At 63.3% G+C, this 22,399-nt stretch carries 19 protein-coding genes and 3 pseudogenes; 11 read left to right on the plus strand and 11 right to left on the minus strand.

Translation table 11 applies throughout. The features are described from left to right. Nucleotides 1-48 precede the first annotated feature (48 nt). The 6 genes and pseudogenes from SIN04_RS00675 to SIN04_RS20180 all read right to left on the minus strand — a co-directional run. Entirely contained in the window at nt 49-411 is a 363-nt protein-coding gene (locus SIN04_RS00675; protein ID WP_166796093.1) for a hypothetical protein, read from the minus strand. Nucleotides 412-759: 348 nt separating this feature from the next. Further along, nucleotides 760-933: pseudogene (locus SIN04_RS00680) on the minus strand (VIT1/CCC1 transporter family protein); the annotation flags it as partial. Between the two features lie 11 nt (nt 934-944). Beyond that, the gene (locus SIN04_RS00685) at nt 945-1,364 is read right to left on the minus strand and encodes a ferritin-like domain-containing protein (protein WP_134493478.1); all 420 of its coding nucleotides are present in this window, start codon (nt 1,362-1,364) and stop codon (nt 945-947) included. A gap of 13 nt (nt 1,365-1,377) precedes the next feature. After that, nucleotides 1,378-2,028, minus strand: a complete 651-nt coding sequence (locus SIN04_RS00690) for a peroxiredoxin (RefSeq protein WP_134493479.1) — start codon at nt 2,026-2,028, stop codon at nt 1,378-1,380. A gap of 108 nt (nt 2,029-2,136) precedes the next feature. Further along, complete coding sequence (locus SIN04_RS00695; protein ID WP_244606075.1) at nt 2,137-2,388, minus strand: hypothetical protein; 252 nt, start codon at nt 2,386-2,388, stop codon at nt 2,137-2,139. Nucleotides 2,389-2,537: 149 nt separating this feature from the next. After that, nucleotides 2,538-2,670 (minus strand): annotated as a pseudogene (locus tag SIN04_RS20180) (transposase); the annotation flags it as partial. A gap of 537 nt (nt 2,671-3,207) precedes the next feature. Between SIN04_RS20180 and SIN04_RS00700 the strand changes: the two are divergent. The 4 genes and pseudogenes from SIN04_RS00700 to SIN04_RS00715 form a co-directional block, all read left to right on the plus strand. Continuing rightward, nucleotides 3,208-3,367: pseudogene (locus SIN04_RS00700) on the plus strand (ISKra4 family transposase); the annotation flags it as partial. Between the two features lie 106 nt (nt 3,368-3,473). Further along, entirely contained in the window at nt 3,474-4,712 is a 1,239-nt protein-coding gene (locus tag SIN04_RS00705) for an MgtC/SapB family protein (RefSeq protein ID WP_134493481.1), read from the plus strand. Then, the gene (locus SIN04_RS00710) at nt 4,709-5,836 is read left to right on the plus strand and encodes an AI-2E family transporter (protein WP_166796094.1); all 1,128 of its coding nucleotides are present in this window, start codon (nt 4,709-4,711) and stop codon (nt 5,834-5,836) included. The genes SIN04_RS00705 and SIN04_RS00710 overlap by 4 nt, the downstream gene beginning before the upstream one ends. A gap of 139 nt (nt 5,837-5,975) precedes the next feature. Continuing rightward, the gene (locus tag SIN04_RS00715) at nt 5,976-8,282 is read left to right on the plus strand and encodes a heavy metal translocating P-type ATPase (protein WP_197732050.1); all 2,307 of its coding nucleotides are present in this window, start codon (nt 5,976-5,978) and stop codon (nt 8,280-8,282) included. Between the two features lie 1,605 nt (nt 8,283-9,887). On the opposite strand, the gene SIN04_RS00720 is transcribed toward SIN04_RS00715, so the two are convergent. Next, entirely contained in the window at nt 9,888-10,172 is a 285-nt protein-coding gene (locus tag SIN04_RS00720; protein WP_244606076.1) for a PepSY domain-containing protein, read from the minus strand. Nucleotides 10,173-10,308: 136 nt separating this feature from the next. Here SIN04_RS00720 and SIN04_RS00725 point away from each other — a divergent pair, with 136 nt between their 5' ends. From SIN04_RS00725 to SIN04_RS00750, 6 genes are all read left to right on the plus strand, one after another. Further along, nucleotides 10,309-10,980, plus strand: a complete 672-nt coding sequence (locus SIN04_RS00725) for a response regulator transcription factor (protein ID WP_134493483.1) — start codon at nt 10,309-10,311, stop codon at nt 10,978-10,980. Beyond that, the gene (locus SIN04_RS00730; RefSeq protein WP_322843379.1) at nt 10,977-12,335 is read left to right on the plus strand and encodes a HAMP domain-containing sensor histidine kinase; all 1,359 of its coding nucleotides are present in this window, start codon (nt 10,977-10,979) and stop codon (nt 12,333-12,335) included. Before SIN04_RS00725 ends, SIN04_RS00730 begins: the two co-directional genes overlap by 4 nt. A 90-nt stretch (nt 12,336-12,425) precedes the next feature. Beyond that, on the plus strand, nt 12,426-12,770 hold the full coding sequence (locus SIN04_RS00735; protein ID WP_134493484.1) for a hypothetical protein: 345 nt from the start codon (nt 12,426-12,428) through the stop codon (nt 12,768-12,770). A 43-nt stretch (nt 12,771-12,813) separates the two neighbouring features. Next, the gene (locus SIN04_RS00740; protein WP_322843380.1) at nt 12,814-13,284 is read left to right on the plus strand and encodes a DUF2271 domain-containing protein; all 471 of its coding nucleotides are present in this window, start codon (nt 12,814-12,816) and stop codon (nt 13,282-13,284) included. Between the two features lie 20 nt (nt 13,285-13,304). After that, nucleotides 13,305-15,491 (plus strand): PepSY domain-containing protein, encoded by a 2,187-nt coding sequence (locus tag SIN04_RS00745; protein WP_134493485.1) that lies wholly within the window; start codon nt 13,305-13,307, stop codon nt 15,489-15,491. Then, nucleotides 15,481-16,428 carry an FAD:protein FMN transferase gene (locus tag SIN04_RS00750; protein ID WP_244606078.1) on the plus strand — a complete coding sequence of 316 codons (948 nt, stop codon included), beginning with the start codon at nt 15,481-15,483 and terminating at the stop codon, nt 16,426-16,428. The genes SIN04_RS00745 and SIN04_RS00750 overlap by 11 nt, the downstream gene beginning before the upstream one ends. A gap of 447 nt (nt 16,429-16,875) precedes the next feature. Here SIN04_RS00750 and SIN04_RS00760 read toward each other — a convergent pair whose 3' ends face one another. Together SIN04_RS00760 and SIN04_RS00765 are read right to left on the minus strand one after the other, a co-directional pair. Continuing rightward, complete coding sequence (locus SIN04_RS00760) at nt 16,876-17,037, minus strand: hypothetical protein (RefSeq protein WP_210234740.1); 162 nt, start codon at nt 17,035-17,037, stop codon at nt 16,876-16,878. A 40-nt stretch (nt 17,038-17,077) separates the two neighbouring features. Beyond that, nucleotides 17,078-18,637 carry an ISL3 family transposase gene (locus SIN04_RS00765; RefSeq protein ID WP_322843381.1) on the minus strand — a complete coding sequence of 520 codons (1,560 nt, stop codon included), beginning with the start codon at nt 18,635-18,637 and terminating at the stop codon, nt 17,078-17,080. Nucleotides 18,638-19,035: 398 nt separating this feature from the next. Between SIN04_RS00765 and SIN04_RS00770 the strand changes: the two genes are divergently transcribed. After that, nucleotides 19,036-19,641: a LysR family transcriptional regulator gene (locus tag SIN04_RS00770; protein WP_134493487.1), complete on the plus strand. Its 606-nt coding sequence runs from the start codon at nt 19,036-19,038 to the stop codon at nt 19,639-19,641. 118 nt (nt 19,642-19,759) lie between these two features. On the opposite strand, the gene SIN04_RS00775 is transcribed toward SIN04_RS00770, so the two are convergent. Both SIN04_RS00775 and SIN04_RS00780 read right to left on the minus strand, forming a co-directional pair. Then, nucleotides 19,760-20,851, minus strand: coding sequence for an IS5 family transposase (locus tag SIN04_RS00775; protein WP_134493488.1), 1,092 nt, complete (start codon nt 20,849-20,851; stop codon nt 19,760-19,762). Nucleotides 20,852-21,310: 459 nt separating this feature from the next. Next, nucleotides 21,311-22,276 carry a hypothetical protein gene (locus SIN04_RS00780; RefSeq protein WP_244606079.1) on the minus strand — a complete coding sequence of 322 codons (966 nt, stop codon included), beginning with the start codon at nt 22,274-22,276 and terminating at the stop codon, nt 21,311-21,313. Nucleotides 22,277-22,399 lie beyond the last annotated feature (123 nt).

Genomic DNA, 22,399 nt, shown 5'->3' on the forward strand with positions numbered 1-22,399 from the left:
ACATAGTGATGCACACTAACGCTAATTCTGTTATCGTGCAATCTCGCGTTAGAGTGTCTTCGACCTCTCAAGTCGGTCGAGCCTCGCGGAAGGGGGAAGTGGAAGGCGAAACAGCCCGCGCATCTCTGACGGCGCGGCATTGGGGGGGCGTATGAATTTCGATACGGCACTGTCATTTTCGGACAACTTTGCCGCTTTCGGGCGGAAGCGGAGCGCATCGACGCCGATTGCGCCCGCATCCTTTTCGACAATCTGGCCCTCCTGGCCCGTGATGGTGACGCGACGCGCACCCGCCAGGCAGTTCAGGAGTTCAATCGGGCGGTTCTCGCTGCGCTCGATGGCCTGCCGGAAGGACCAGCGGAATGAGCCGGTATTTTCTCGCCTCCGCCGCCATCGAGGGATTTCGATCATGACGAACTCGCCGGCGAGCCAGAGGCTGGCGCAGGCGTCCTGGAAATGGCTCCGGCTGACGAAACCTTGAGGTGCCCCCATTTAAGGAACTCGGGACAAGGACTAAAGAATATTTTTACCAGTTTCAATACGCGAGGAACCTCTTCAACGGCGAGTAACCCTTTGTGTCGAGCGTCTGGACATCTGGCTGAGTGACGTACGCACATGCGGCATCTATGGTATGCGGCGTTTTGCCAGGACCTTACGGCAGGACATCGAGGCCGTTCGCAATGCCGTGCTGGAACCTTGGAGTAAGCTGGCGTCTGACCGCACTTCCTAGTGCGCTCCAGTTGGGTGAATAAGACGGGCTAGCCTCGCGATGCCGGCGACTAGAATGTCGGAACGTGCGGCAGACGCGGCGGCTACCCCCATGATCAGGCTCGCGGTGGAGACGATCCCGTCATTGGCGCCGAGCACGGCCGGCCGCAGCCATCCGATGCGAGAGACGAGGTGGGTTTCTGGATGAAGGGTGACCGCGCGCATCATCTGCCGCGCTAGGGAGAGCGCTGTGCGCAGCGCTGGAAGGCCGGCAGATGCCGATCCTGCGAGGCTGATCGTAGCGTCTGATATACGGCTAAAAAGTCTGGTCGCCGGGTGCTTTTCAAAGCGCGGTCGTAAATCGCCACATTCTCGATTTCGCCCTGGACGCTCGCGACGCAAGCTTCGTGAACGCTCGAAAAACGGGGCGCCTTTCCTGCCCAGCGATTGGAGGGCGGCGAAACGCCGTATTTTTCGAACAGGTTGATCGGCGCCGAGGCGTGTCGCGCCTCGGCTTCGACGATGTTGATGAAGGGCCGAACATCACCGAAATCGCGGATAACCTGTGCATAGGTTTCGCGCGACCTGTATTCATCATCGAGCGTGTCGGAGAGGGCCTGAACCTCCGTGTCGTTGAGCGTTTGTCCAGAACTCATGGCTGACATCCCTTCAGAGCTGCTTCTTCGAGAAGTACCAATCGGTATAGTCGTATCCCTCGCCAGCGCGGGTTTCCGCGTCTTGCGCGGTCTGCGGCGGCGGAACGATCACTTTGTCGCCGGGCTGCCAGCCTTCCGGTGTGGCGATCCCATTCGTGTCGGAGGTCTGCATGGCGGTGAGCAGGCGGACGAATTCCGGAATTGAGCGGCCGTTGCTCATCGGGTAATAGAGCATCGCCCGCAGGACGCTCTCGTCGTCGATGAAGAACGTGGACCGGACGGCTGATGTGTCGCTCGCGCCGGGCTGGATCATGCCATAGGCATGGGCGACCTTCATCGACAGGTCTTCAATAATTGGGAAGGGAATATCGACCCCGAAGTTTTGCTTGATGTTGCGGACCCAGGCGATGTGGGCGTAGGTGCTGTCGATCGAAAGCCCGAGCAGTTCACAGTTGAGCTTCTGAAATTCCGGCCAAGCTTTGGCGAAGCCGATGAACTCCGTGGTGCAAACCGGGGTGAAATCCGCGGGATGCGAGAAGAGGAGCAGCCATTTGCCCTTGTAGTCAGCCAGCTTGCGAACGCCATGCGTGGTTTTGGCTTCGAAGTCGGGGGCAGGTTCATTGAGGCGTGGCAGGCGTGTAGGGTCTTCCATCATATTCTCCATTTGGCATCTGACATCGAATAAGCCAGGGGATCGGAATGAGAAACTGAGCGCTGCACCGGACAGGCGGACCGGCCCGGTGCAGCGCTGCAAATTCAAGGCATTCGATTCTTACCTGCCCATGCCAAGGCCCTTGCCATGTCCGCCGCCCGTCGTATCGAGCGCGGTCTTGCACGCAGCTGCGACCTTGTCATAGTTGGTTTCGAGGCAGATGCGGACCTCGCCGTCGTGCGCCTTGCCAGCGCAGAGCTTGGCAATGTCATCCTTGCAAGCCGTAGCGACGGGGCCCGTTTGAGCGGACGCAATGGTGATCGAAGCAGCGATCGTCAGGGCGGAAACCGCGATGGTATGGATAAGCCTCATGTTGCAGACTCTTTTTGTTGATCCGAATATGTTGAACCTCCTATCAACCGCGGTGTCCATCCTCTCCGCACTGATATAGATCAATTGAGCGACAGATTCGCCGCCTGCCGGTGCGGCTGGTGCCTCGATCAAGCGATCCCGGCCGCGTGCAATCCACCGGACCAGGGTCGACAGCCCGATTCCAAGGTCGTGCGCAACTTCTCGCTGCGTCCGCCCGCTCGTGCGAACCAGGCGAACTGCCCCCTCCTCAAATTGCGGCGTAAAACGCTTTGGCTCCGGCATCGAGTTCTCCTCTCATGGCAGGAAAACTCTCCACTTTTCTGAAGCAAGTCCACAATCGCAGTCATGTCGATCGGTTGTGGAGTTTCCGAAGCTTGCTCAAATGAAAATCGGAGCAAAAAAAAGCGTCATGGAATGTGCGTTTTTGCGATCATCGAATTGAGACATTCGTCGGTTGGATTTGCTAGTCGATTGGCGCATTGCTCGCCCGCGAAAGCGCCTCACACTCGCGATCGAGCGTAGAAATGCGATCGGTTATCACTCGCGGTTCCTCAACCAAATTGTCGATAAACTGGCCCATTCGGCCCGTCAAACCGGGTGCCGACGGAAGCTCCTCACGCGGCCAGCGATCGGGCTTGGAACTCCCATGGGAATGATTATTCCGCGGTCGAACAGAATACCGCGAAGCTGGTTGACCAGCGCGGTGCGCGCGCCAATCAGACGCGCACAAACGCGATGAAGAGACTGGATATTGAGCTGGTCTTGCGTCATGAGCGGGATCGGATGCGACGAGCGCTTCGGCGTGTCCAGTCATCGTTCTCGACCAGCTTGGCGGAATCCGCGGTCAATTCCCTGGTTGCGAAAAGAACGGTCAAATGCCAGCAAATGCGCTGGTCCCCCTCGGGCGCAAATGCTATGCTCCAGGTCAGAGCGGCGATGGTGAATTGGCAATCTAAGACAACGGCTCCGGCACAAGCCTGTCCTGCCTGCGCTCCCCCTCCACCCGATCTTTCAACCAACCCCGCCTTTGTTCAGAGCCGCATTAACCCCAGAGTTTTTTGCTGCTCTCACCAATGATGACACCAATGATAGCCTCGCCATGGTTCAATTTTGTGATTGCCCTCGCGTTGGGCATGCTGATCGGGCTCGAGCGCGAACGCAGCAAAGGCGAAGGTCTGGGCCGCCGCCCAGCGGGTATCCGGACATTTGGACTTGTCGCGCTCTTCGGCGCCATCGCGGCTCACATTGGGGGCGTCGCGCTTCTCGCGCTCGCAACGGGCGGCGTCATCGTTCTGACCGCGCTGTCTTATAGCCGCGATCCCGACCCCGGCCTGACGACCGAGGTCGGCCTGATGGCTGCGCCTCTTCTCGGCGGCCTCGCAATGTCCGATACGCTCCTCGCCTCCGCGCTCGGCGTGGCGGTCGCCGCCGTCTTCGCTTCGAAGATGCCATTGCACCGTTTCGTCAAGGGCGTGCTCACCGACGCCGAGGTCAATGATGGTCTTGTTTTCGCGGTCGTGAGCGTTGTGATCTGGCCGCAGTTGCCCGATCGCTATATCGGGCCGTTTCAGGCGCTCAATCCGCATAGCATCTGGTTGCTGGTCGTCCTGGTGCTCGCGCTCGGGGCCTGCGGGCATGCGGCGACGAGACTGCTCGGGCCGCGTTTCGGCCTGCCCATCGCCGGACTCGCCTCCGGCTTTGTCTCGAGCACGGCGACTATCGGCTCGATGGCCGGCCGGGCGGCGAAGGATCCAGCAAGTTTGGGAGGCGCGGTCGCTGGAGCGACGTTATCGACGGTCGCCACCTTCGTTCAGATGGCGCTGCTGCTGCTCGCCATCAGCGCACCTACACTCATCATGATGGCGCCTGCCTTGGCGGCGGGTGGCGTCGTGGCCGCGATCTATGGGCTCGCTTTCGCAGTTGCAGGCATTTCATCAACCTCCGCCGAGAGCTCGGAACCAGGACGGGCTTTTAGCGTCGCCACGGCGTTCGGGCTGGCGGCGATGATGGCGGTCATGCTGGTCGCGGGCGCGGCCTTGAAGAACTGGCTCGGGGAAACAGGCATCCTTGCGGGGGCCGCGGTCGCCGGTTTCGTCGACACCCATTCGGCTGCGATTTCCGTGGCCTCGCTGGCCGCCGCGGCCAAACTGACGCCCCGCGAGGCCGTGTTGCCGATTCTGGCGGCGATGACGACCAACGTGATTGCCAAGACCGGGATGGCCCTCGCCGCAGGTTCACATGGTTTCGCTCTGCGCATCGTTCCAGGCCTCCTACTGTCGATCGCCGCGGCATGGGCTGTCGCGGCGGCGGTGATTTTGCGATGAGCGGTCAAACAGAGTCCGGCGAGAGTCGAAAAGCCCCTATTTCCGGAGACCGCTCGCTTGGCGCGTTCACCTCGCGCTTGCTGGTGGTCGTCGTCATCGCCGCTCTGGCGGCTGCGCTCTGGCGGATCATCAACGTCCTCGTGCTTCTCTTCGGCGCCATCCTGCTTGCGATAGGGCTTCACGCGGCGGCAAGAGGTCTGGCGCGCCGGACCGGCGTTCGCGAGGCGCTCGCATTGGCGGGCGTTGCCGTCGCCGGTCTTGCCGCCTTTGGGGCCGCGCTTTGGCTATTCGGATCCGTCATGGCGGTCCAGTTGAGCGACGTGCTCAAGGTCGCGCCCGCCGGATTTAAGCTCGTCATGGACCAGCTGACTGGCAATCCATACGGTCGCCAATTCCTTGATCAAGTGCGCGGCATCAATGTCGCTGGGGCCACCGGCTGGGCCACATCGGTTGGCGGCGGGGCAGTCGGCTCGATCACACACGCCCTCGGCTATACGGTGATCGCTCTTTTCATGGCGATCTATCTGGCCGCTCAGCCCGACCTCTATCGTCATCTCTGCATTCGCCTGGTTCCGCCAGCGCATCGCCTGAAGGCCGAACACCTTTTTGACGCAATTGGGAACATTCTTGAGCGCTGGTTGGTCGGCCAACTCGTGGTCATGTGCACCATCGGCTCGCTGACAGGCATTGGATTGTGGCTCCTCGGCATCGAAGCCGCGTTCGCGCTCGGGTTAATGGGCGGTTTGCTCTGCTTCATTCCGTTTGTCGGGGCGATACTGGCTGCGGTTCCTGCGACGCTGGTCGCCCTCACCCAGGGACCTGGCGATGCCGCGCTCGTCATCCTGATGTATGCCGGCGTCCATTTCGTCGAAGGCAACTTCATTACCCCCTTGGTGCAGGCCGAAGCGACCTCGTTGCCACCGGTCCTCGCTCTTCTGTCGACTGTCTCGTTCGGTCTCCTGTTTGGGCCTTTAGGCGTGGTGCTGGCGGCGCCCCTCACCTTGCTCCTGATTGTCACGCTGGAGGTTCTCTATGTGCAGCAGGGCCTCGGCGATCCGCCAGAAGATCCACTTTCCGCGAGCGGCGTCCGTTCGCGCGAGGATGGGACGGAGCCCCTCGCATGAACGCGTCGCTCGAAACTCCGGGGTTAACAGTGCGCCAAGTCATTCGCAGAATTGATGCCCTTCTGGCGGAAAAAGGCCGTGCTCGCGGCGGCGCACGTTCTCCGGCCGATCGCTCCTGTTTGAGTCGCGAGCGACGTCGATGATCAACGCGCGAATGGCGCGTCGCGCCCTTATCTTGATTGCGCTTATCGGCCTGACCGGCGGAATCGCCGTCAAATTTGTCGCGTGGCCTGAACTGGCGCAATGGCTGTGGGCGGCTGGCGCGATCCCTGTCGTCGTGAGCCTCGCCATCTCGATTGTCAGCGATCTCAGGGCCGGCCGGATGGGCGTCGACGCCGTGGCGTTGTTGGCCATGGTGGCGGCTCTGGCTCTTGGCGAAGCGCTCGCGGCGATCGTCGTGGCCGTCATGTACGCCGGCGGCGCCGTCCTTGAGGATTACGCGGTCGGACGGGCCGAGCGGGACCTCAGGTCGCTTATCGATCGCGCGCCGCGGACAGCACACCGAAAGACCGGCGAATCTTTTGAAGACATAGCCATCGAAGAGGTCGCCGTCGGCGATACAATTCTTGTTCGCGCGGGCGAGGTCGTCCCTGTCGATGGACAGATCGCGAGTCCCAGCGCGTCCCTCGATGAATCGGCCGTCACGGGCGAGCCGATCCCCGTGACGCGGTTCGCTGGCGAGGCGGCCCGCAGCGGCGCGATCAATGCGGGCGAGACCTTCGAGATGCGCGCGTCGGCTACCGCCGGGGAGAGCACTTACGCCGGCATCGTTAAAATGGTGAGTTCGGCGCAAACCGCAAAAGCGCCTTTCATCAGGATGGCCGATCGCTTTGCGTTGATCCTGTTGCCGGTGACGCTTGTCGTAGCCGGAGCCGCCTGGTTTTTTTCCGGAGATCCTATACGGGCGCTCGCTGTTCTCGTTGCGGCGACTCCTTGCCCACTCATTCTCGCGGCCCCCGTGGCTTTTATCGCCGGCGCTGCGCAAGCCGCCCGGCGCGGGATCCTCATCAAGGGCGGCGGCCCGCTCGAGGCCCTCGCCCGCGTTTACACGGTCATGTTCGACAAGACAGGCACCCTGACCGTCGGCGGTGCGCGCCTGGTCGCCGTCGAGGCCGCCCCCGGCGAGGAGCCAGACGACCTTCTACGGTTGGTGGGCTCTCTGGAGCAGGCGTCGCACCATGTCGTCGCAGCCGCCATCGTCTCCGCGTCCGTCGCGAAGGGTCTGAAACTCCAGATCCCGGAGGACGTGCGCGAAACAATGGGGTCCGGGCTTGAGGGCGTCGTCGAAGGCCGCGTCGTCCGCGCCGGATCGCATCAGCTTGTCTGCGGCGGGTCACAGATGGACTCATGGGCGGCGCGCGCTCTGCGGCGCGCGTCCTGGCGCTCGGCTCTCAGTGTGTTCGTCTCGATCGACGGGCGCGCCGCCGGCGCCTTGCTGCTCGCCGACGAGTTGAGGCCGGAGGCGCCGCGCGCCATCCGCGCTCTTCGGGCCGCTGGCGTCGCGCGCATCGTCATGGTGACGGGCGACCGCGCCGACTCCGCCGAGACGATCGGGGCGGCGCTTGATCTCGACGCCGTGCTCGCCGACCGCGTCCCCGCCGACAAGGTCGAGGCGGTCGAACTGGAGCAGCGGTTGCATCCGACCGTCATGGTCGGCGACGGCATCAACGACGCCCCCGCTTTGGCGGCCGCCGACGTCGGCATTGCGATGGGCGCGCGCGGCGCGAGCGCTTCGTCGGAGGCGGCCGATGTCGTCATTCTCGTCGATCAGATCGACCGCGTTTCCGACGCCGTCGTCATCGCCCGCCGCACCCGCGCCATAGCGCTCCAAAGCATCTTCGCTGGCATGGCGTTGTCCGGGGTCGCGATGGGCGCCGCGGCGTTTGGCTGGCTCACGCCGGTCGCTGGCGCGCTAACCCAGGAGGCAATCGACATCGCCGTGATCCTCAACGCATTGAGGGCGCTCAGTCCCGGCGGGGCGCAGCGACGTGCTTCGATGGCGGAGAGCGACGCGCTCGGTCTGAGGCAGGACCACGACAGGCTTAACGCGAGCCTCGATCGTCTGCGGCAGATCGCCGACGCCCTCGACGATATGGATGCGAATTCCGCCGTCGCATATCTCGCCGAGGCCAATCGCATCGTCGCAGAGGAGATCGTCGAGCATGAACGCGCAGACGAAAGCTACGTCTATCCGCAGCTCTTGAATCTTCTATCCGATAGCTCCGGACTCTTCGCCATGAGCCGCGCCCATCGCGAGATCCTGCACATGGCGCGACTTCTGGGCCGCCTCGTCGATGGGCTCGGTCCGAATGACGCTGATCGATTTCTGATCAGGGATGGGCAACGCATTATCGAATCCATCGAATCGCTGGTTCGGATTCATAATGCCCAGGAGCAGGACATCTATGAAAACGCCGGTTCGGAGCGGATCGCCGAGAAGCGCTGACTCGGTGCAGGCAAATCGAAATCGGCCAAAGGCCGCGCCGCCATAAGAACCGGATAGGCGCCCCGCGTTGCGGCCGCCGCGCTGGCGATTTTGGTCCTCGGCGGCGCATGGTTCGCATCGTCGGTGCGCCGCACCGCTCCGGCGCATGAGGCCTCGCCAGGTCCCGAGGCACCGCATGGCGGCCGCGATCAGCGTCATTAAGCCAATTCGAGGCCGTAGCAATCCGCTCTGGGAGTCGGGCGAAATCCAGTCCATTGGTTGCGAGAGCGTCGCCGGCATCAAGGTCGGCCAGTTTTGCGCCAAAATTGATCCGCGCCCCTTTCAAGCATCAATCGAGAGGGCAACAACGGCTCGGGCGGCGGCGGCAACTCGGCGCGTGACGACCTCCTCTGTGATCGCCGCGGCCAGCGGCCAGTTTCGCACAGGCCGCAAAACCTGGAATGCAGTTCTGTCCTTGCCGTTTCGTTGTGCGCTCCCGGAACTTTTGCACCATAGCCCGAGCGGCCAAAATCGCCGCAGCGCAGGAGAGACGATAAGCAAGCGACCCAACCGCTGCTTGACAAACAGAAGCGCGACCAGGTCGCTGGGGCGAACGGGCAATGCTCGTCCTTTGAAAAGGTCGAGTGATAGGCACGTGGCTCTCGATTCCGAGAGCCCATGGACATCGATCAGCGTTGCCGCCGCCTTCGCTCTTGGGACCGTTGGGATCTTTATCGCAGCAAACCGAACATGTAAAAAAATAATTGGCTGTCATGCTCACGTTGCATTTCACGCCACGCCTGCGGCGCCGTTACCGTGAAGGCTGTTAGAAATTTCCACTGAGAATTGATTGAAATCCCGGGGCGGCGCCCCCCGCTGTCGACCCTCTGCGGAGGACCCGCCCAGGCTGGATAGTCACCCTCACATTGAGGCCCGGTCACCATGGATGCCGGGCAGCACGGCGACGAACGCGACTTAAGCGATTGATGGGGACCGTCTTCAGAATTGATTCAGCGCATTGCGCGCCGACTAACTTTAGGCTTGAGGGGTAGGCAGTCATGCTTCGTCTGACAATCATAGCGACGGTCATGGGGATGGGTGCTTTTCTGGGCTCTGCCGATGCTGCAACCTATTGCGCCAAGTACGTAGGCGGCCCAGAGCGATTAGGCGCAGTTGCGCATAGCCACTGCGGGTTCTCGACGCTGGAGGAGTGTCGCTCAAGCGTTAGGGCTAGGGGGCGGCGGAAAATGCTACCAGAAGGGGCCTTTGCGCGGCCTGAGCGGATAAAAAAAACTGACGCTTGAGTCGATAGATGAATAGATGACTCGCACGGTCGTTATCACGCGGTCACTGCAAACGCTCCCGTGGGCATTGTCACGGTGCCTGTGCCAGGCTCCGCTCTCTGGCGCTTATTCTCCACGATGTCCAAAATCGCCATCGTCACGTTCGCCCCGTTTTACTTGTCAATCGCGACGGGCGTTCAAAGCCAAAATGTACACATTGTCAATGCGTTATGGTGCTCGTTGCTCTGATAAATCGCTCAAAAATCGACTATTCTTGGCCAATGTGACAATGCCCCCCGGCGGCGCTGGGGCGGCGGAACTGAAACAGATCGCTTCGGAGCCGTCAGTCATCGTCTTCATCTTGTTTGCGCTGGACGCGTTCGAGGCTCGCCGGGGCATACTTTGCGTCGAGGCGCTCCCCTCCCGCCTTCGTTGCCCTGACCTTGTAACAGCCGTCGTCGGAGCGGATCGACAGCACGGTCCAGCCTTCGGCCTCGAGCTTCGCCTGTAAAGCCTGGCGCGGCTGCCAGTCGGCCAGCGGCGCGCTGCAGGCCTGATCCGCCGCGACCCGCGCGGCGCCAAGACATGCCATGAGGGCCAAAATTGCCGCACCCAACGCGCTTTTCACTGATGCTCTCCTGCTGGCGCCCCGGATAGCCGAGGAAGCACGCCAAACTGACGCCTTCCTGAACGACTCAAACAATTTTAGGACTACTTCGCCAGCCCGGCAGGATAAGTTTGCACAAGACACGCCGAGGCGACGCATGCGCATTCTATTGGTCGAAGACGATCCCATCCTTGGAATGGCGGTGCGTGACCAGCTTATGGACGACGGACATACCGCCGACTGGGTAAAGCGTCTCGACGAAGCCGGCGTCGCGATCCATGCCGCCGCCTTTGAACTTATCCTGCTCGACCTGATGCTGCCGGACGGACGCGGTCTCGACTTCCTGAAACGCCTGCGGTCGGCGGGCGACGTCACGCCGGTGATGGTGCTGACGGCGCTGGACCAGATCTCGGACCGCATCGCCGCCCTCGACGTCGGCGCCGACGACTATCTGATCAAGCCCTTCGACCTTTTCGAGCTGTCCGCGCGGATCCGCGCGGTCGGACGGCGCTATTGTGGCAATCCCAATCCGCTTGTCGCCTTCGGCGATTTCGAGGTCGATCTCGCCGCCCGCTCCATCCGGCGCGGCGGCAGGCTGGTTCAGCTGACCGCCCGCGAGTGGTCGCTGTTCGAAGCCTTCGTGCAGCGCCCCAATCAGCTGATTTCCAAATCGCAGCTCGAGGAAAGGCTCTATTCCTTCGAAGCCGAGATCCAGAGCAATACGATCGAAGTCTATATCGGGCGCCTTCGCAAGAAGCTTGGAGCGGAGGCGATCGAGACGGTTCGCGGCATAGGCTACCGTCTCGGCTCGCCGGGGACGCGCGCGTGAGCGGCGGGCGTCCGTCCGCTGGATGGAGCCTGCGCCGACGCATCGGATTATGGCTCGCCGTCGCGGTCACGGCCTTGTGGCTCGCCGCAGCGACGGTGGCCGGCCTGGTGCTGCGCCACGAGATCGATGAAGTGTTCGACAGCGCGCTGCAGGAAGTCGCGCAGCGGGTGCTCCCCCTCGCCTATTCCGAGTTGCTCTCGCGCGAGGATGGCGGTGCGACCCAGCACATGGCGCCGATCGGTCCGCACAGGGAATACATCGCCTATGTGGTCCGCGACAAAGGGGGGCACGAACTGCTCCAGTCCAGCGGCGCCGACCTCATGAGCATTCCAGGCGGCCTCGCGCCCGGCTACCATTCCACCGACCGGCTGCGCACCTATACCGAGGCCGCGGTCCGGGGGACCATCTTCGTCACGACCGCCGAGGACCTGCGTCACCGCGAGGCGGCGGTCCGGCGCGCCGTGGCCGCCCTGATCTGGCCCCTCGTCGCCCTCGTGCCGATCGCCCTGCTTGGCGTGTGGCTCACGATCCGGCTGTCCATGAAGCCCGTGATCGCCTTCCGCAGCGCGATCGAAGCGCGTGGCCGCGGCAATCTCGCGCCCGTCGCGGCAGCTGGGCTGCCGGACGAGATCGCGCCCGTCGCGGCGTCGGTCAACGCCTTGATGGAGCGCTTGCGCGGCGCCCTCGAAGCCGAGCGCAGCTTCACGGCCAACAGCGCCCATGAACTTAGAACGCCGATCGCCGCCGCGCTGGCGCAGACCCAGCGCCTCATCGCCGAATTGCCTGAGAGCCCGGCCAGCGACCGCGCCCGCTCCATCGCGACCGCGCTGCGGCGCCTCTCGCGCCTCTCCGAGAAGCTCCTGCAGCTCGCTAAGGCCGAGGGCGGCGGCCTTCTCGCCGAGACGCCGGCGCCGCTCGGGCTAGTGCTGCGCCACGTCATCGAGGAAATCGACCGCCAGACCGACCGTGGCGACGCGCTGGCCGTTTCGATCACGCCGGACGGCGGCCCCCTTTCGGATCTCGATCCGGACGCCTTCGCGATTCTCGCCCGCAACCTCATCGAGAATGCGCTGAAGCATGGCGCCCCCGATGCGCCCGTCTCGGTGCGGCTCGCAGAGGGGCTGTTCGAGGTTTCAAATCACGGCGCCGTCGTGCCGGCGGAACAGCTGGAGCGGCTCGTCCGGCCGTTCGAGCGCGGCCCGACGCGGTCGGAGGGGTCCGGCCTTGGCCTTGCGATCGCCGCCGCCATCTGCCGCGGTGCGGGCCTCGCGTTCGACCTCGCCTCGCCGATCCCCGGCGAAGCCGATGGCCTGCGCGCCACAGTGCGCTTCGCCACGCCAGCGCCGCAAGCCTGACGGGAAGCTGAACGCAATTCAGCTTTTCCTTCAGGCGGCCGTCAGGCGCGATGGCGACAATGCTCCGGTCAATGCAACCGGAGACATCCTATGAAGAAACCCATTTTGATCGGAGCGGCGCTCCTCGTTTCCACAGTCGCCATTGGCGTCGCGCTGGCGGCGACCGACCGCGATTTTCCGGAAGGCCATCGCCAGGAAGCGCGTCACGGCGTCGAGGCTGTCGACGCAGAGCGGGCTCCGCTCCGCCTCGCCGAAGAGACGCAGGGGCGGGAATATTCCGCGCGAAGCCGCCCTGAAGAGGATGACGGCGACGATGACGATGAAGGCGGCGGCCGCGGCGCGATCCCGCAGGCCGGCCCCACCGATCCCAATGCGCCGGTTCCCGACAATGGCCTCTTCAATGGCCATGCCCGCCCAAAGGTCGAGGTCCAGTGATCGACCGCCGCGCCCTCCCCAATCTCCTTCGAGGAACAGACCGATGAAATTCGTCCTGCCCGCCATCGCCGCATCCGCCGCCTTGATGGCTCCGGGCTTCGCCGAGGCCCGCCAGATCACCATCGAGACGACGCTCAAGAACTATGGCGGCAACGGCGCCTATGTCGTCCTCTATGTTACCGACGCCGCCGGCAAATACAGGGGGACCCTCTGGATGGCCGGCGGCAAGGCGAAATATTACCGGCATCTTTCCGATTGGCAGCGCGCCTCGGGCGGCGCGGTGGCCGAGATCGACGGCGTCACCGGCGCGAGCATCGGCTCGGGCAAGACGCTTAAGATGAGCTTCGACCTCGCCGACGCCATGATCGACGCAGGGTACAAGCTCCACGTCGACACCGCGGTCGAGGACGGGAGGGACAATCCCTCCGAGGCCGTCCTGCCGCTCGACGCCTCAACCTCCGGCAAGCCTGTCCCGGGCAAGGGCTATGTGAAGTCCTTCTCGGTCTCCTTCTGAACCGATCGGAAAGTCCCGTCATGCTTCGCCGTTTTCACTCGCTAACGGGCGTCGCGCTTGCGCTCGGCCTCGCCGTGATCGCCCTCACCGGGGCGGCGCTCTCCGTGCAGCCGGCGCTCGACCGTCTGGCGACGCCCGCAATCGTGCGCGGCGCCAGCGTCGCCGCTCTGGCCGAGGCGGTCGCCGCCCGTCACCAAAGCATCGACTCGATCCGCAAACGGCCAGACGGATCGATCACCGTCGCCTTCGCCGACGGCGACATAGCCGGCGTCGAAAGGGTCGATCCGGCTACCGGGATGGGGCTCGGCGACTACCGGGCGTCGGAAGTCTCCCGCTTCATCACCAACTTGCACCGCTCGTTTCTGGCGGGCGACGCGGGCCGCGCGGCCGCTGGGATCGGCGCGCTCGCCATGCTCGCGCTGACGGCATCGGGCATGGTCATGCTCGTCCGTCGTCTCGGCGGACCGCGCGCGCTGTTTCGCCCGATCCCGGGCGCGCCCGCGCAGCGCTGGCACGGCGCGCTGGGCCGTCTCGCCGCCGCCGGCCTGTTGCTGTCGTCTTTGACCGGACTTTGGATGTCGGCGAGCACTTTTGGCTTCATCCCCGAGAGCGAGGCCGCGATCCCGGACGTCGTGGCGAGCGCCGGGCCGCCGGCGCCCGTCGGGACTCTCGCGGCGCTAAAGGTCGCCGACGTCGCCGACTTGCGCGAACTGACCTTCCCGGCGCCCGGGGACAGCACGGACGTCTACCGGCTGCGCAGTTCGGCGGGAGAGGCGCGGATCGACGCGGCGACAGGCGCTGCCGTCGCTTTCGCGCCTGCGACGACGCTCGACCGCCTCCAGGATCTGGTCCGCATGCTCCACACGGGGCGAGGCGCCTGGGCGCTCGGCCTGTGGCTCGGCCTCTCGGCGGCGACGGTCCCGGTTTTCGCAGCGACGGGTTTCCTGTCGTGGCGGCGCCGGCGCGCCGCGCGCCCGCGCATCGCGAGGAATGTTTCGGCCCGCTCCGCCGATACGATCATCCTCGTCGGCAGCGAAGGCAATTCGACCTGGGGTTTCGCCGCAACGCTGCACGCGGCTCTGACCGCCGCCGGTCACCATATCCACACAGGGGACATGAACGATCTGGCGCCGGTCCACGCGAGCGCCGGGCGCCTGCTGATTCTTGCGGCGACCTGCGGCGACGGCGCGGCGCCCGCCTCGGCGAAGAACTTCCTCGTGCGCCTCGCCGCGCTGAACGATCCGGTTCCGGTGGCGCTGCTCGGCTTCGGCGACCGCAATTTCGGGCGCTTCTGCGGCTTTGCGGATGACGTATCGGCGGCGATCGCGGCGAAGGGCTGGCCGCAGATCCTGCCGATGAAGCGGATCGATCGCTGCTCGGCGCAGGAATTCGCGCAATGGGGCCATGGCCTCGGCGCCGCGCTCGGTCATGATCTCGCGCTGGAGCATGTCTGCGAGCCGCCGAAGACTTTCGCGCTCGAACTCGTCGAGCGCGAGGATTATGGCGTCGCCGTCGGCGCGCCGGTTGCGATTCTGCGCTTTCGGGCGCCCGGAACTGGCGCGAACGCCGGCCGCCTGCCGTCGTTCGAGCCGGGCGATCTCGTCGGCGTCCTGCCGCCGGGCGGTCCGATGCCGCGGTTCTATTCGCTGGCGTCGGCGGCGCGCGATGGCGTGCTCGAAATCTGCGTGCGGCTGCGCGAGGGCGGGCTCTGCTCGACCTTCCTCCATGCTCTCGCGCCCGGCGACCTCATTCAGGCGTTCGTCCGCGAAAACCCGGCCTTCCGGCCAAACAGGGGCAGCGCGCCGCTTATTCTGATCGGCGCGGGTGCCGGCATCGGCCCGCTGGCTGGCTTCGTGCGCGCCAATCAAGCCGGTCGGCCGGTTCACCTCTACTGGGGCGGCCGTAGCGCGGCGTCGGATTTTCTCTACGAGCGCGAACTTGCCCAGCACCTTGCCGAAAAGCGCCTGACCTCCCTCAGGACCGCCTTCTCGCGCGGCCCGGACGGCGGGGCCTATGTGCAGGACCGCATCGCCGCGGACGCGCCCCGCTTGCGCGAACTGATCCGGCAAGGCGCGCAGATTCTGGTGTGCGGGGGGCGCGACATGGCGCAGGCCGTAACCCACGCGCTCGACCCGGTCGTCCGGCCGCTTGGCCTCGACCTCGCCATCCTCAAATCCTCGGGACGCTATGTCGAAGATGTCTATTGAAACGCTCTCCAATCCTGCGGCGCTTCGTCGTCACGCATTGAACGGTCCGACCATGGGGTCGCGGTGGTCCGCTGTCTTCTGGGCCGCCGACGACTTCGATGCGGCTGCGCTCGGCCGCAGCCTTCAGGGCGCCGTCGATCGCGTCGAACAGCAGATGTCGACATGGAGGCCGGATTCCGATCTCGAGCGCCTCAACGCCGCGCCGATCGGCGCCTGGGTCGAGATCCCGCACGAACTCTCAGTCGTGCTCGCCGCCGCGCTTGAGATCGGCCGTCTTTCGGGCGGGGCCTTCGACATCGGCGTCGGCGACCTTGTCCGCGCCTGGGGCTTTGGAGGCGGATCGCGCGCGCCAATCGCCGGGCTGATCGCAAGCCTCGCAGGGCGGGCGTCGTTCGAACCGCCGAAGACGCTGAAGCTCGACCTCGCTTCCCGCCGCGCGCGGCGCCTCGCGCCGCTGCGGCTTGATCTCTCAGGGATCGCCAAGGGCTTCGGCGTAGATGAACTTGCGCGAAAGGCGCAACAGTCCGGCCTCGATTCCTGTTTGGTCGGCATCGACGGCGAGATGCGCGCCATGGGCCTGAAGCCCGACGGACGCCCTTGGGCGGTCGCCCACGAAAAGCCCGATCCCGGCGAACGCGCCATCCTCGGCGTGCTCGAACTCTCCGGCGCCGCCGTCGCCACATCGGGCGTCTACCGCCACACGGTCGAGGTGGACGGGCGGAGCCTGTCGCACACGATGGACCCGCGCCGCGGCGCGCCGCTTGAGAACGACCTCGCCGCCGTCACCGTCCTCGCCGAGACGTGCATGGCGGCCGACGCATGGGCTACGGCCCTGATGGTCGCAGGCGCCGATCACGGTCTGGAGCTCGCCTCTCGTCTCGGCCTCGCAGCCCTGCTGGTGCGCGCCGACGGTCGTGTCCTGTCGACCATGCCATGAAGGACTCGAAGTATCATCAATAGGCACGGCGGCGACCCTCATCGAGCGCATCATGGGCTATTTCTCGTTCTTTGAAAGCCACTGAGCAGGACGCGCTGGCGGCTTGTAGTGAGCGCCATGAACGGGGCCGCCGGCGCTAGGCGCATGCTGGGGCAAGACGACGGGCAAGATCGGCTTCCGCGGCGGCAGGGTGGAATGGCGCGTCCCCGGCTTCGTGGCTTCGACGGCAAGGAGCAGGCCCTTCCCAGTTGTGGAACCGCGCAAAGCGAAGACTGACTCGGCAAATGGGCAATGAACCAGATGCTAATCAACGTCTCGACGCGCAAGTTCCAACGGTCGATGCGCTCGCCGGCGCCGCAAAGCGGCGCAGCTGCCCAATCGAAGCAGGCCTTTTTCAGGGTATAATTGTAAAGCGGTAATCGCCTGAACTGGGGTTATTGCGGGACATCACCCGCGCACGAAATAAACGCCGGGCTTTAAAACCCGGCCTAGCCGAACGTGGAGCACGTTCGATCTCGTTGGATCCAGCGTCGCCTTGCCGGTTGGCTCCATCTGGCCGCCGGAGGTGGCGATGTTGATTTCCGCTTCGAATTGACCCGGGATTTTCATCGAGAATTGGCTCTGACGCATTTTTGCTGAAGGCGATCAGCTACCCCGCGCCGATCAGTCGCGCCTGAAGCAGATCGATTTTGGCGCGCCCGTACATCTGGCGTTTGATGAGTTTCAGACGAGTGATCTGCCCCTCCGTCTGTCCATTGGACCAGGGCGAGATGATCGCATTTCGGACGGCGGCCAGATCTTTCTCGACACCATTGGCGAAAGATCCGACAAGGGTTCCCTTCCCAGCTTCGAGCCACGCGTCCAGCTTGGCGGCCGCCTTTGATCGGATCATGGATTGGAACTCCATGATGGCCTCGCGAGCAACAACCAGATCCTGGACATTTCCTTCAATGGCCGCCACCAGAATGGCTTCAGACTTTGTCAGGTCGTCACGTGCCGACGTCATTAGACGGGCGATGATCCGAGCTGACGGCGTTCGCGCCAGCGCGTTTTGACCTGCCTTTTCCGCAAGGCGTCTGCGTTGCGCCCATTGTGACACCACGCCGCTTCGCCCGGAAAAGCCCGCCACACGCATTTCGCGCCAAAGCGCCAGCGCATTGCGCTCCCCTTTCTCCCAGCGCTCATTCAGCCAGGGCGACCAGCTATCCAGCGAACTGGGCTTTGTCCGGAAGACATCCGTCCGCTGGCCGCGCAGGACGTCGCGAACAAGCTTGCGGCTGTGTCCCGTCTCCCTCACGATTTGCCTGATTGGGGCGCCTTGCTTCGACATTTTCAGAATGGCCTCATTTGTCTCTTGCCGACGCAGATATCCCTGGTACTGGAGGCGCTCAGCACAGGTGAGAAGCTTGGGATCTATGACGCTGCTGCCGATGGCCTTTCTGATCTGCCGCATGGATTTGCCAACCGCATCGAGAAAGGCTCGGCTCGAGTTTTCCAGGAGATGCCAACGATCCGCGACTTGTTCAGCGTGCGGCAGGGCTTTGGCGATGGCCTCGCCGTAACCGCCGCCCCGGTCCCGGGCGACCGTAAGTATTGAAGGCCGCTCAGCCAGCCACGCCCGAGAGGTGTCCAGCGCCCGATCTGGCAACAAGATCACGGGGCGACGGCGCTCAAGATCGCAGACGATCGTTCCATAGGTCTGTCCTCGACGAAACGCGAAGTCGTCAATGCCGATGACCGTAAGCTCGGCGCCACCGGTCTGGGTGCTGCGGCGACGCACGACACGCAGAAGCGTGTCGTTGCTGACGGGCATCATCAAGCGAAGGGCGAAAGCCGCCGCAGGTCTGCCACCCAAGGCCAGACCGAGATGATGGACGATAGTCTCAAGCCTTCCGGTGCGCCGGCCGTATGGGGAAAGGACGCCAGTCTCAAATCGTTCGCAAAAGATGCGCCGACCGCACAAAACCGCGTCGCACCAGAACCGTCGCGCAATAACCATCAGTTCGACTTGGCGGCCGCCAAGGGGAAGGTCGGCGGGGCGGCGCAAATACCGACTCTGAATCCGGCGGCTTCTTCGACCGCAATCTGGACAATGACCAAACGGCCGAAGGGACCGCAACCGGATCTGGAGCCGGGCGCCTTCCACCGTGACACCATCAACTGCAAAGCCATCTGGCGCCAGGCTGGCGCGTTGAAATTGCTGACCCATTCACAGCTCCTCCGACGAATCAGCAAGAGCGTCCCGGCGAACCGCAGCAAATATGAGTCAGAGCCAGTTCTCAGTGAAAATTTCTGGCCTTCCTGGGTCACATCTCAGCGGAAATCAACAGCCGATCGTCAGGCCGGTGAAAAAGGGCAGCGCGAGTTTTCCAGAAGATATTAACGCAACGCCCGCGAGAACTTGAATCAGATAGACTATCGAGGGGCGCCGATTTTGGCGAATGGCCCTCCTGTCGAATACCGCCTTTCGAATGAATGCAAGAAGCTCTTGGGGTATTATTGGCGGCACCGGCTTTGCGGCGATTCGCCGGGGCCTAGCTTTTTCTTGAAGGGATCGCCGTGGACCCGCCTGTCGGGGTTTGTTCACGCCGCGACTGGAGGCAATACGTGGCCCAAGCGTTTACGGATTTTGACACTGGCCTGCTGCTGACCCTGGACGCCCTCCTGAAGGACCGGAATGTTACGCACGCCGCAGCGCGGCTCAACATAACTCAGTCGGCTCTTTCAGCCAGGCTGACGCGCCTTCGTCAGCTCCTCAACGATCCGTTGTTCATTCCTGCCGCATCGGGGCGCGGAATGATACCGACACCTCATGCCAGCGCGCTTCAACCCGAATTGGCGAAGCTCATCGATCGATTAAGCAATTTCATCAAGACGGCACATGTGTTCGATCCGCAAAACAGCGAGCGCGTGTTCAGAATCGCGGCGACCGACAATCCAGCCGCGATCCTCGCGCCCGATTTGATCCCGATGATCAAAGCGCAAGCCCCTCAGATAAAGATTGCCTTCACGTTGCCGGACAAGGCAAGGATTGCGACGCACCTCGAACAGGGGGATATTGATCTTTTTGTCGGTACGATGGAGGACGGCTCGAATGAACTGATCGCCACAACCCTGTTCGAAGACGAGTTTGTGACGGCCCAGCGGATCGGCCACCCGCGCGGTAAACAGCCAATAACCCTCGACGAGTTCTGCTCCCTAGCAGGCTGCTGAAAAACGCCTTGCCTTTGCGATTTTCGGGGTTGGGGCGTGATTTTCGCGGGCGTCGGGCGCCCCCGCGCCGTGCGGTTGAGGCGCCGCGCAGCGGCGCGAGATTGGGCTTAGCGCTCCATCACGCGGTTTCCCCCATCAACTTCGGCAATCGGATGAGATTATAGGCGGCGGCTGCGAAGGCGAAGGACCAGGCGACCCGATCGACCCCGCGAAATTTTGTCTTGCGCTGACCAGCGACCGTCTTCATCCAGCCGAACGCTTCTTCAATACGTTTTCTGATGCGCTGGCTGACCGCATAGCCGGGATGGCGCGTCGTGCGCCGGTCGATGGCCGAGCGGCGTCCATTGTTGTTTTGCGCCACATGCGGCCGCACGTTCATCGAGCGCAGCTCATTGACGAAAACGCGGGCGTCATAGCCCTTGTCGGCGCCAAGCGTCACGCCGGACGGGCGATTGGCGAGCGGCTCGATCATAACGAGCGCGGCGGTTCGTTCGGCTTGGCCGTCGGCTGGGGTCAGGCAGGCGTTGACGATGAGGCCGGAGCGATTCTCCATCAAGGCGTGGCCAAGAAAAGCGAGCTTGGCTTCCATGCCCGCGCCCTTGCGGTAGAGCTTGGCCTCGGGATCGGTGGTCGAGGCGTGCGACTCGTTCGAGCGCTTCTCGCCCTTGAAATCAACCTCGGTGTTGCGTCCGGAGCCGGGCGGCGGCTCCTTGCCCGAGCCGTCCTTGGGCTTGAAGCTCTTCATCGACGCCCAGGCCTCGATCAGTGTGCCGTCAACGGAGAAATGCTCGTTTGACAGAAGCCTCTTCACGCGGGGCCGAGCCAGAACCGCCGCCAGAAATTTTGCCGCGATGGCGCCTTCAAGCAGGCGGTCGCGGTTCTTCGAGAACACGGTAGCGTCCCACACCGCATCGTCGACCGAAAGGCCGACGAACCAGCGAAACAGAAGATCGGTGTCGAGCCGCTCCATCAACTGCCGCTCGGAGCGCACCGAATAGAAGGCTTGCAGCAGCATGGCGCGCAACAGCCGCTCCGGCGCGATCGACGGCCGGCCGGTCTTCGAATAAAGCGCCGAGAAATCCGGCGCCAAGGCCGACAGCGCATCGTTCACAATCGCCCGGATCGCGCGCAGCGGATGATCCCGCCGCACCCTCGTCTCCAGATCGACATAGCTGAAAAGCCGCCCCGCCTGTTCGTCCGACCCGCGCATTCGTTCGCTCCCTTCGCAACGCGAGGGAATCATGAACGCGGCTTAAGCGAAAGGGTTTTTCAGCAGCCTGCTAGATCATCTTTTGATCTCGACGAGCGGAGGCCAATTCCAAGGCATGATCGATGCAGCCCTTGCAGAGGAGGGCCGCGAGCGCTCCGTGTCAGTCTCGATCCAAAGTTACGCCTTAGCACCGCTCGTCTTGAGCAATAGCGACTGTATTTGCACATTGCCGAGAAGGTTCTTAGAGCGTTTCACGGACGTTCTCGAGATTTACGCGCCGCCGTTGCTGCTATCGCCCATTAAGATGATCCTCTTCTGGCATCCCCGGTTGCAGACTGATCCAGCTCACATCTGGCTGCGCAACCAAATTACACAAGCAACCAGCCGGCAACGCAGATCCTAATCGTGCAGGTGCGCTGCTGCTTGCTGAGTGTCTTCGCCCAGCAAGCAGCGACCACATCAGAACTTCTGCAGCAGGAAGTCGCCGACCTTCACAGCCTTCGGGTCAAAGAGGGTGTCGATGCGTGAATCCAGCACGTAGATGTCTTGCCCGACTTGAGTCGCCGAACTCGGCATCGACAACACGCTTTTCAGTTGTCGGACAACTTTGGCGGACTTCCAGCCGTCTGTAGAAACCAACTCCACAATCCGATCGACTCCGAGGTTTTGCGCGACGATGAGATGTTGACTATCGATGAGATGAAAACCGTCAGCGCCCTTCAACACTTCCGACAGCTCGACCCTATCGACCTTGGTTGGATCGGCGACGTTTACGCGAAACAATTCGCCAGTATTGTACCTCCCGACGAGGAGAAAGCCACCGTTGTGCCAGGCGATACCATTGAGATTGAAGCCGCTGCTATCGCCGAACAATGCGTTCTGGGCGAAAATCGATGTTTTGCCGTCGGCGCCGATGCGGAAGACGGTTGGTGAAAAACTATCGGTGACGTAGACGTTGCCGTCGTCATCGATCGAAATGTCGTTCGCGAAATGCGCGCCCGGGCTCAGACTGCTCAGGTCGTAATAGGCCCGGCGCACGCCGGTGGTTTCATCGTAGGCTGCAGCGCCGGCCAGCTTGCCTTGGGTCGCCGCATTGGTGCGATCGCCCGCGCCGGGGTCGGAGTTCGTTACCCATAACGTGTTGTGCGCATCATCGGCGAGGAGCCCCACAGTCGACACGAGGTTGTCGTCGGTGATGAAGGGTGTGTATTTCCCGTCGAGCGTGACCTTGCCGACCGTTCCGTGGCGAACGGAGCTAACGAAAAATGCCTTTTCCTTCTCAGACCAGCTCGCGGTCTCCGGATAGAGTTGTCCGGCGCTGAAGGCGATCTCGGGCGGGTGCGCCAGCGTTTCCGCAAAGACTGGAGCCGAGTAGCTAAGTATCGCCGATACGGCAACGATAGCCAAAGTAGAACGAATAATCATCTGTTGGACCATTTGTCTGAGTGTTGGTTCGACAAACTTAGGGACCGACCCAAGGCGTGAGAAATTGCGCCGGGTGATCGGACCAATCGATGGGGTTCATACGTTCTTCGACTCGTAGCTGGC

It is taken from the genome of Methylocella tundrae (assembly GCF_038024855.1).
In the GTDB taxonomy this organism is placed as follows: domain Bacteria; phylum Pseudomonadota; class Alphaproteobacteria; order Rhizobiales; family Beijerinckiaceae; genus Methylocapsa; species Methylocapsa tundrae.

Bases quoted from the DNA above. Each gene is read 5' to 3' on its own strand.
- SIN04_RS00675 (WP_166796093.1), bottom strand. From the start codon at position 411: ATGATCGAAATCCCTCGATGGCGGCGGAGGCGAGAAAATACCGGCTCA.
- SIN04_RS00685 (WP_134493478.1), bottom strand. From the start codon at position 1,364: ATGAGTTCTGGACAAACGCTCAACGACACGGAGGTTCAGGCCCTCTCC.
- SIN04_RS00690 (WP_134493479.1), bottom strand. From the start codon at position 2,028: ATGGAGAATATGATGGAAGACCCTACACGCCTGCCACGCCTCAATGAA.
- SIN04_RS00695 (WP_244606075.1), bottom strand. From the start codon at position 2,388: ATGAGGCTTATCCATACCATCGCGGTTTCCGCCCTGACGATCGCTGCT.
- SIN04_RS00705 (WP_134493481.1), top strand. From the start codon at position 3,474: ATGATAGCCTCGCCATGGTTCAATTTTGTGATTGCCCTCGCGTTGGGC.
- SIN04_RS00710 (WP_166796094.1), top strand. From the start codon at position 4,709: ATGAGCGGTCAAACAGAGTCCGGCGAGAGTCGAAAAGCCCCTATTTCC.
- SIN04_RS00715 (WP_197732050.1), top strand. From the start codon at position 5,976: ATGATCAACGCGCGAATGGCGCGTCGCGCCCTTATCTTGATTGCGCTT.
- SIN04_RS00725 (WP_134493483.1), top strand. From the start codon at position 10,309: ATGCGCATTCTATTGGTCGAAGACGATCCCATCCTTGGAATGGCGGTG.
- SIN04_RS00735 (WP_134493484.1), top strand. From the start codon at position 12,426: ATGAAGAAACCCATTTTGATCGGAGCGGCGCTCCTCGTTTCCACAGTC.
- SIN04_RS00740 (WP_322843380.1), top strand. From the start codon at position 12,814: ATGAAATTCGTCCTGCCCGCCATCGCCGCATCCGCCGCCTTGATGGCT.
- SIN04_RS00745 (WP_134493485.1), top strand. From the start codon at position 13,305: ATGCTTCGCCGTTTTCACTCGCTAACGGGCGTCGCGCTTGCGCTCGGC.
- SIN04_RS00750 (WP_244606078.1), top strand. From the start codon at position 15,481: ATGTCTATTGAAACGCTCTCCAATCCTGCGGCGCTTCGTCGTCACGCA.
- SIN04_RS00760 (WP_210234740.1), bottom strand. From the start codon at position 17,037: ATGAAAATCCCGGGTCAATTCGAAGCGGAAATCAACATCGCCACCTCC.
- SIN04_RS00765 (WP_322843381.1), bottom strand. From the start codon at position 18,637: ATGGGTCAGCAATTTCAACGCGCCAGCCTGGCGCCAGATGGCTTTGCA.
- SIN04_RS00775 (WP_134493488.1), bottom strand. From the start codon at position 20,851: ATGCGCGGGTCGGACGAACAGGCGGGGCGGCTTTTCAGCTATGTCGAT.
- SIN04_RS00780 (WP_244606079.1), bottom strand. From the start codon at position 22,276: ATGATTATTCGTTCTACTTTGGCTATCGTTGCCGTATCGGCGATACTT.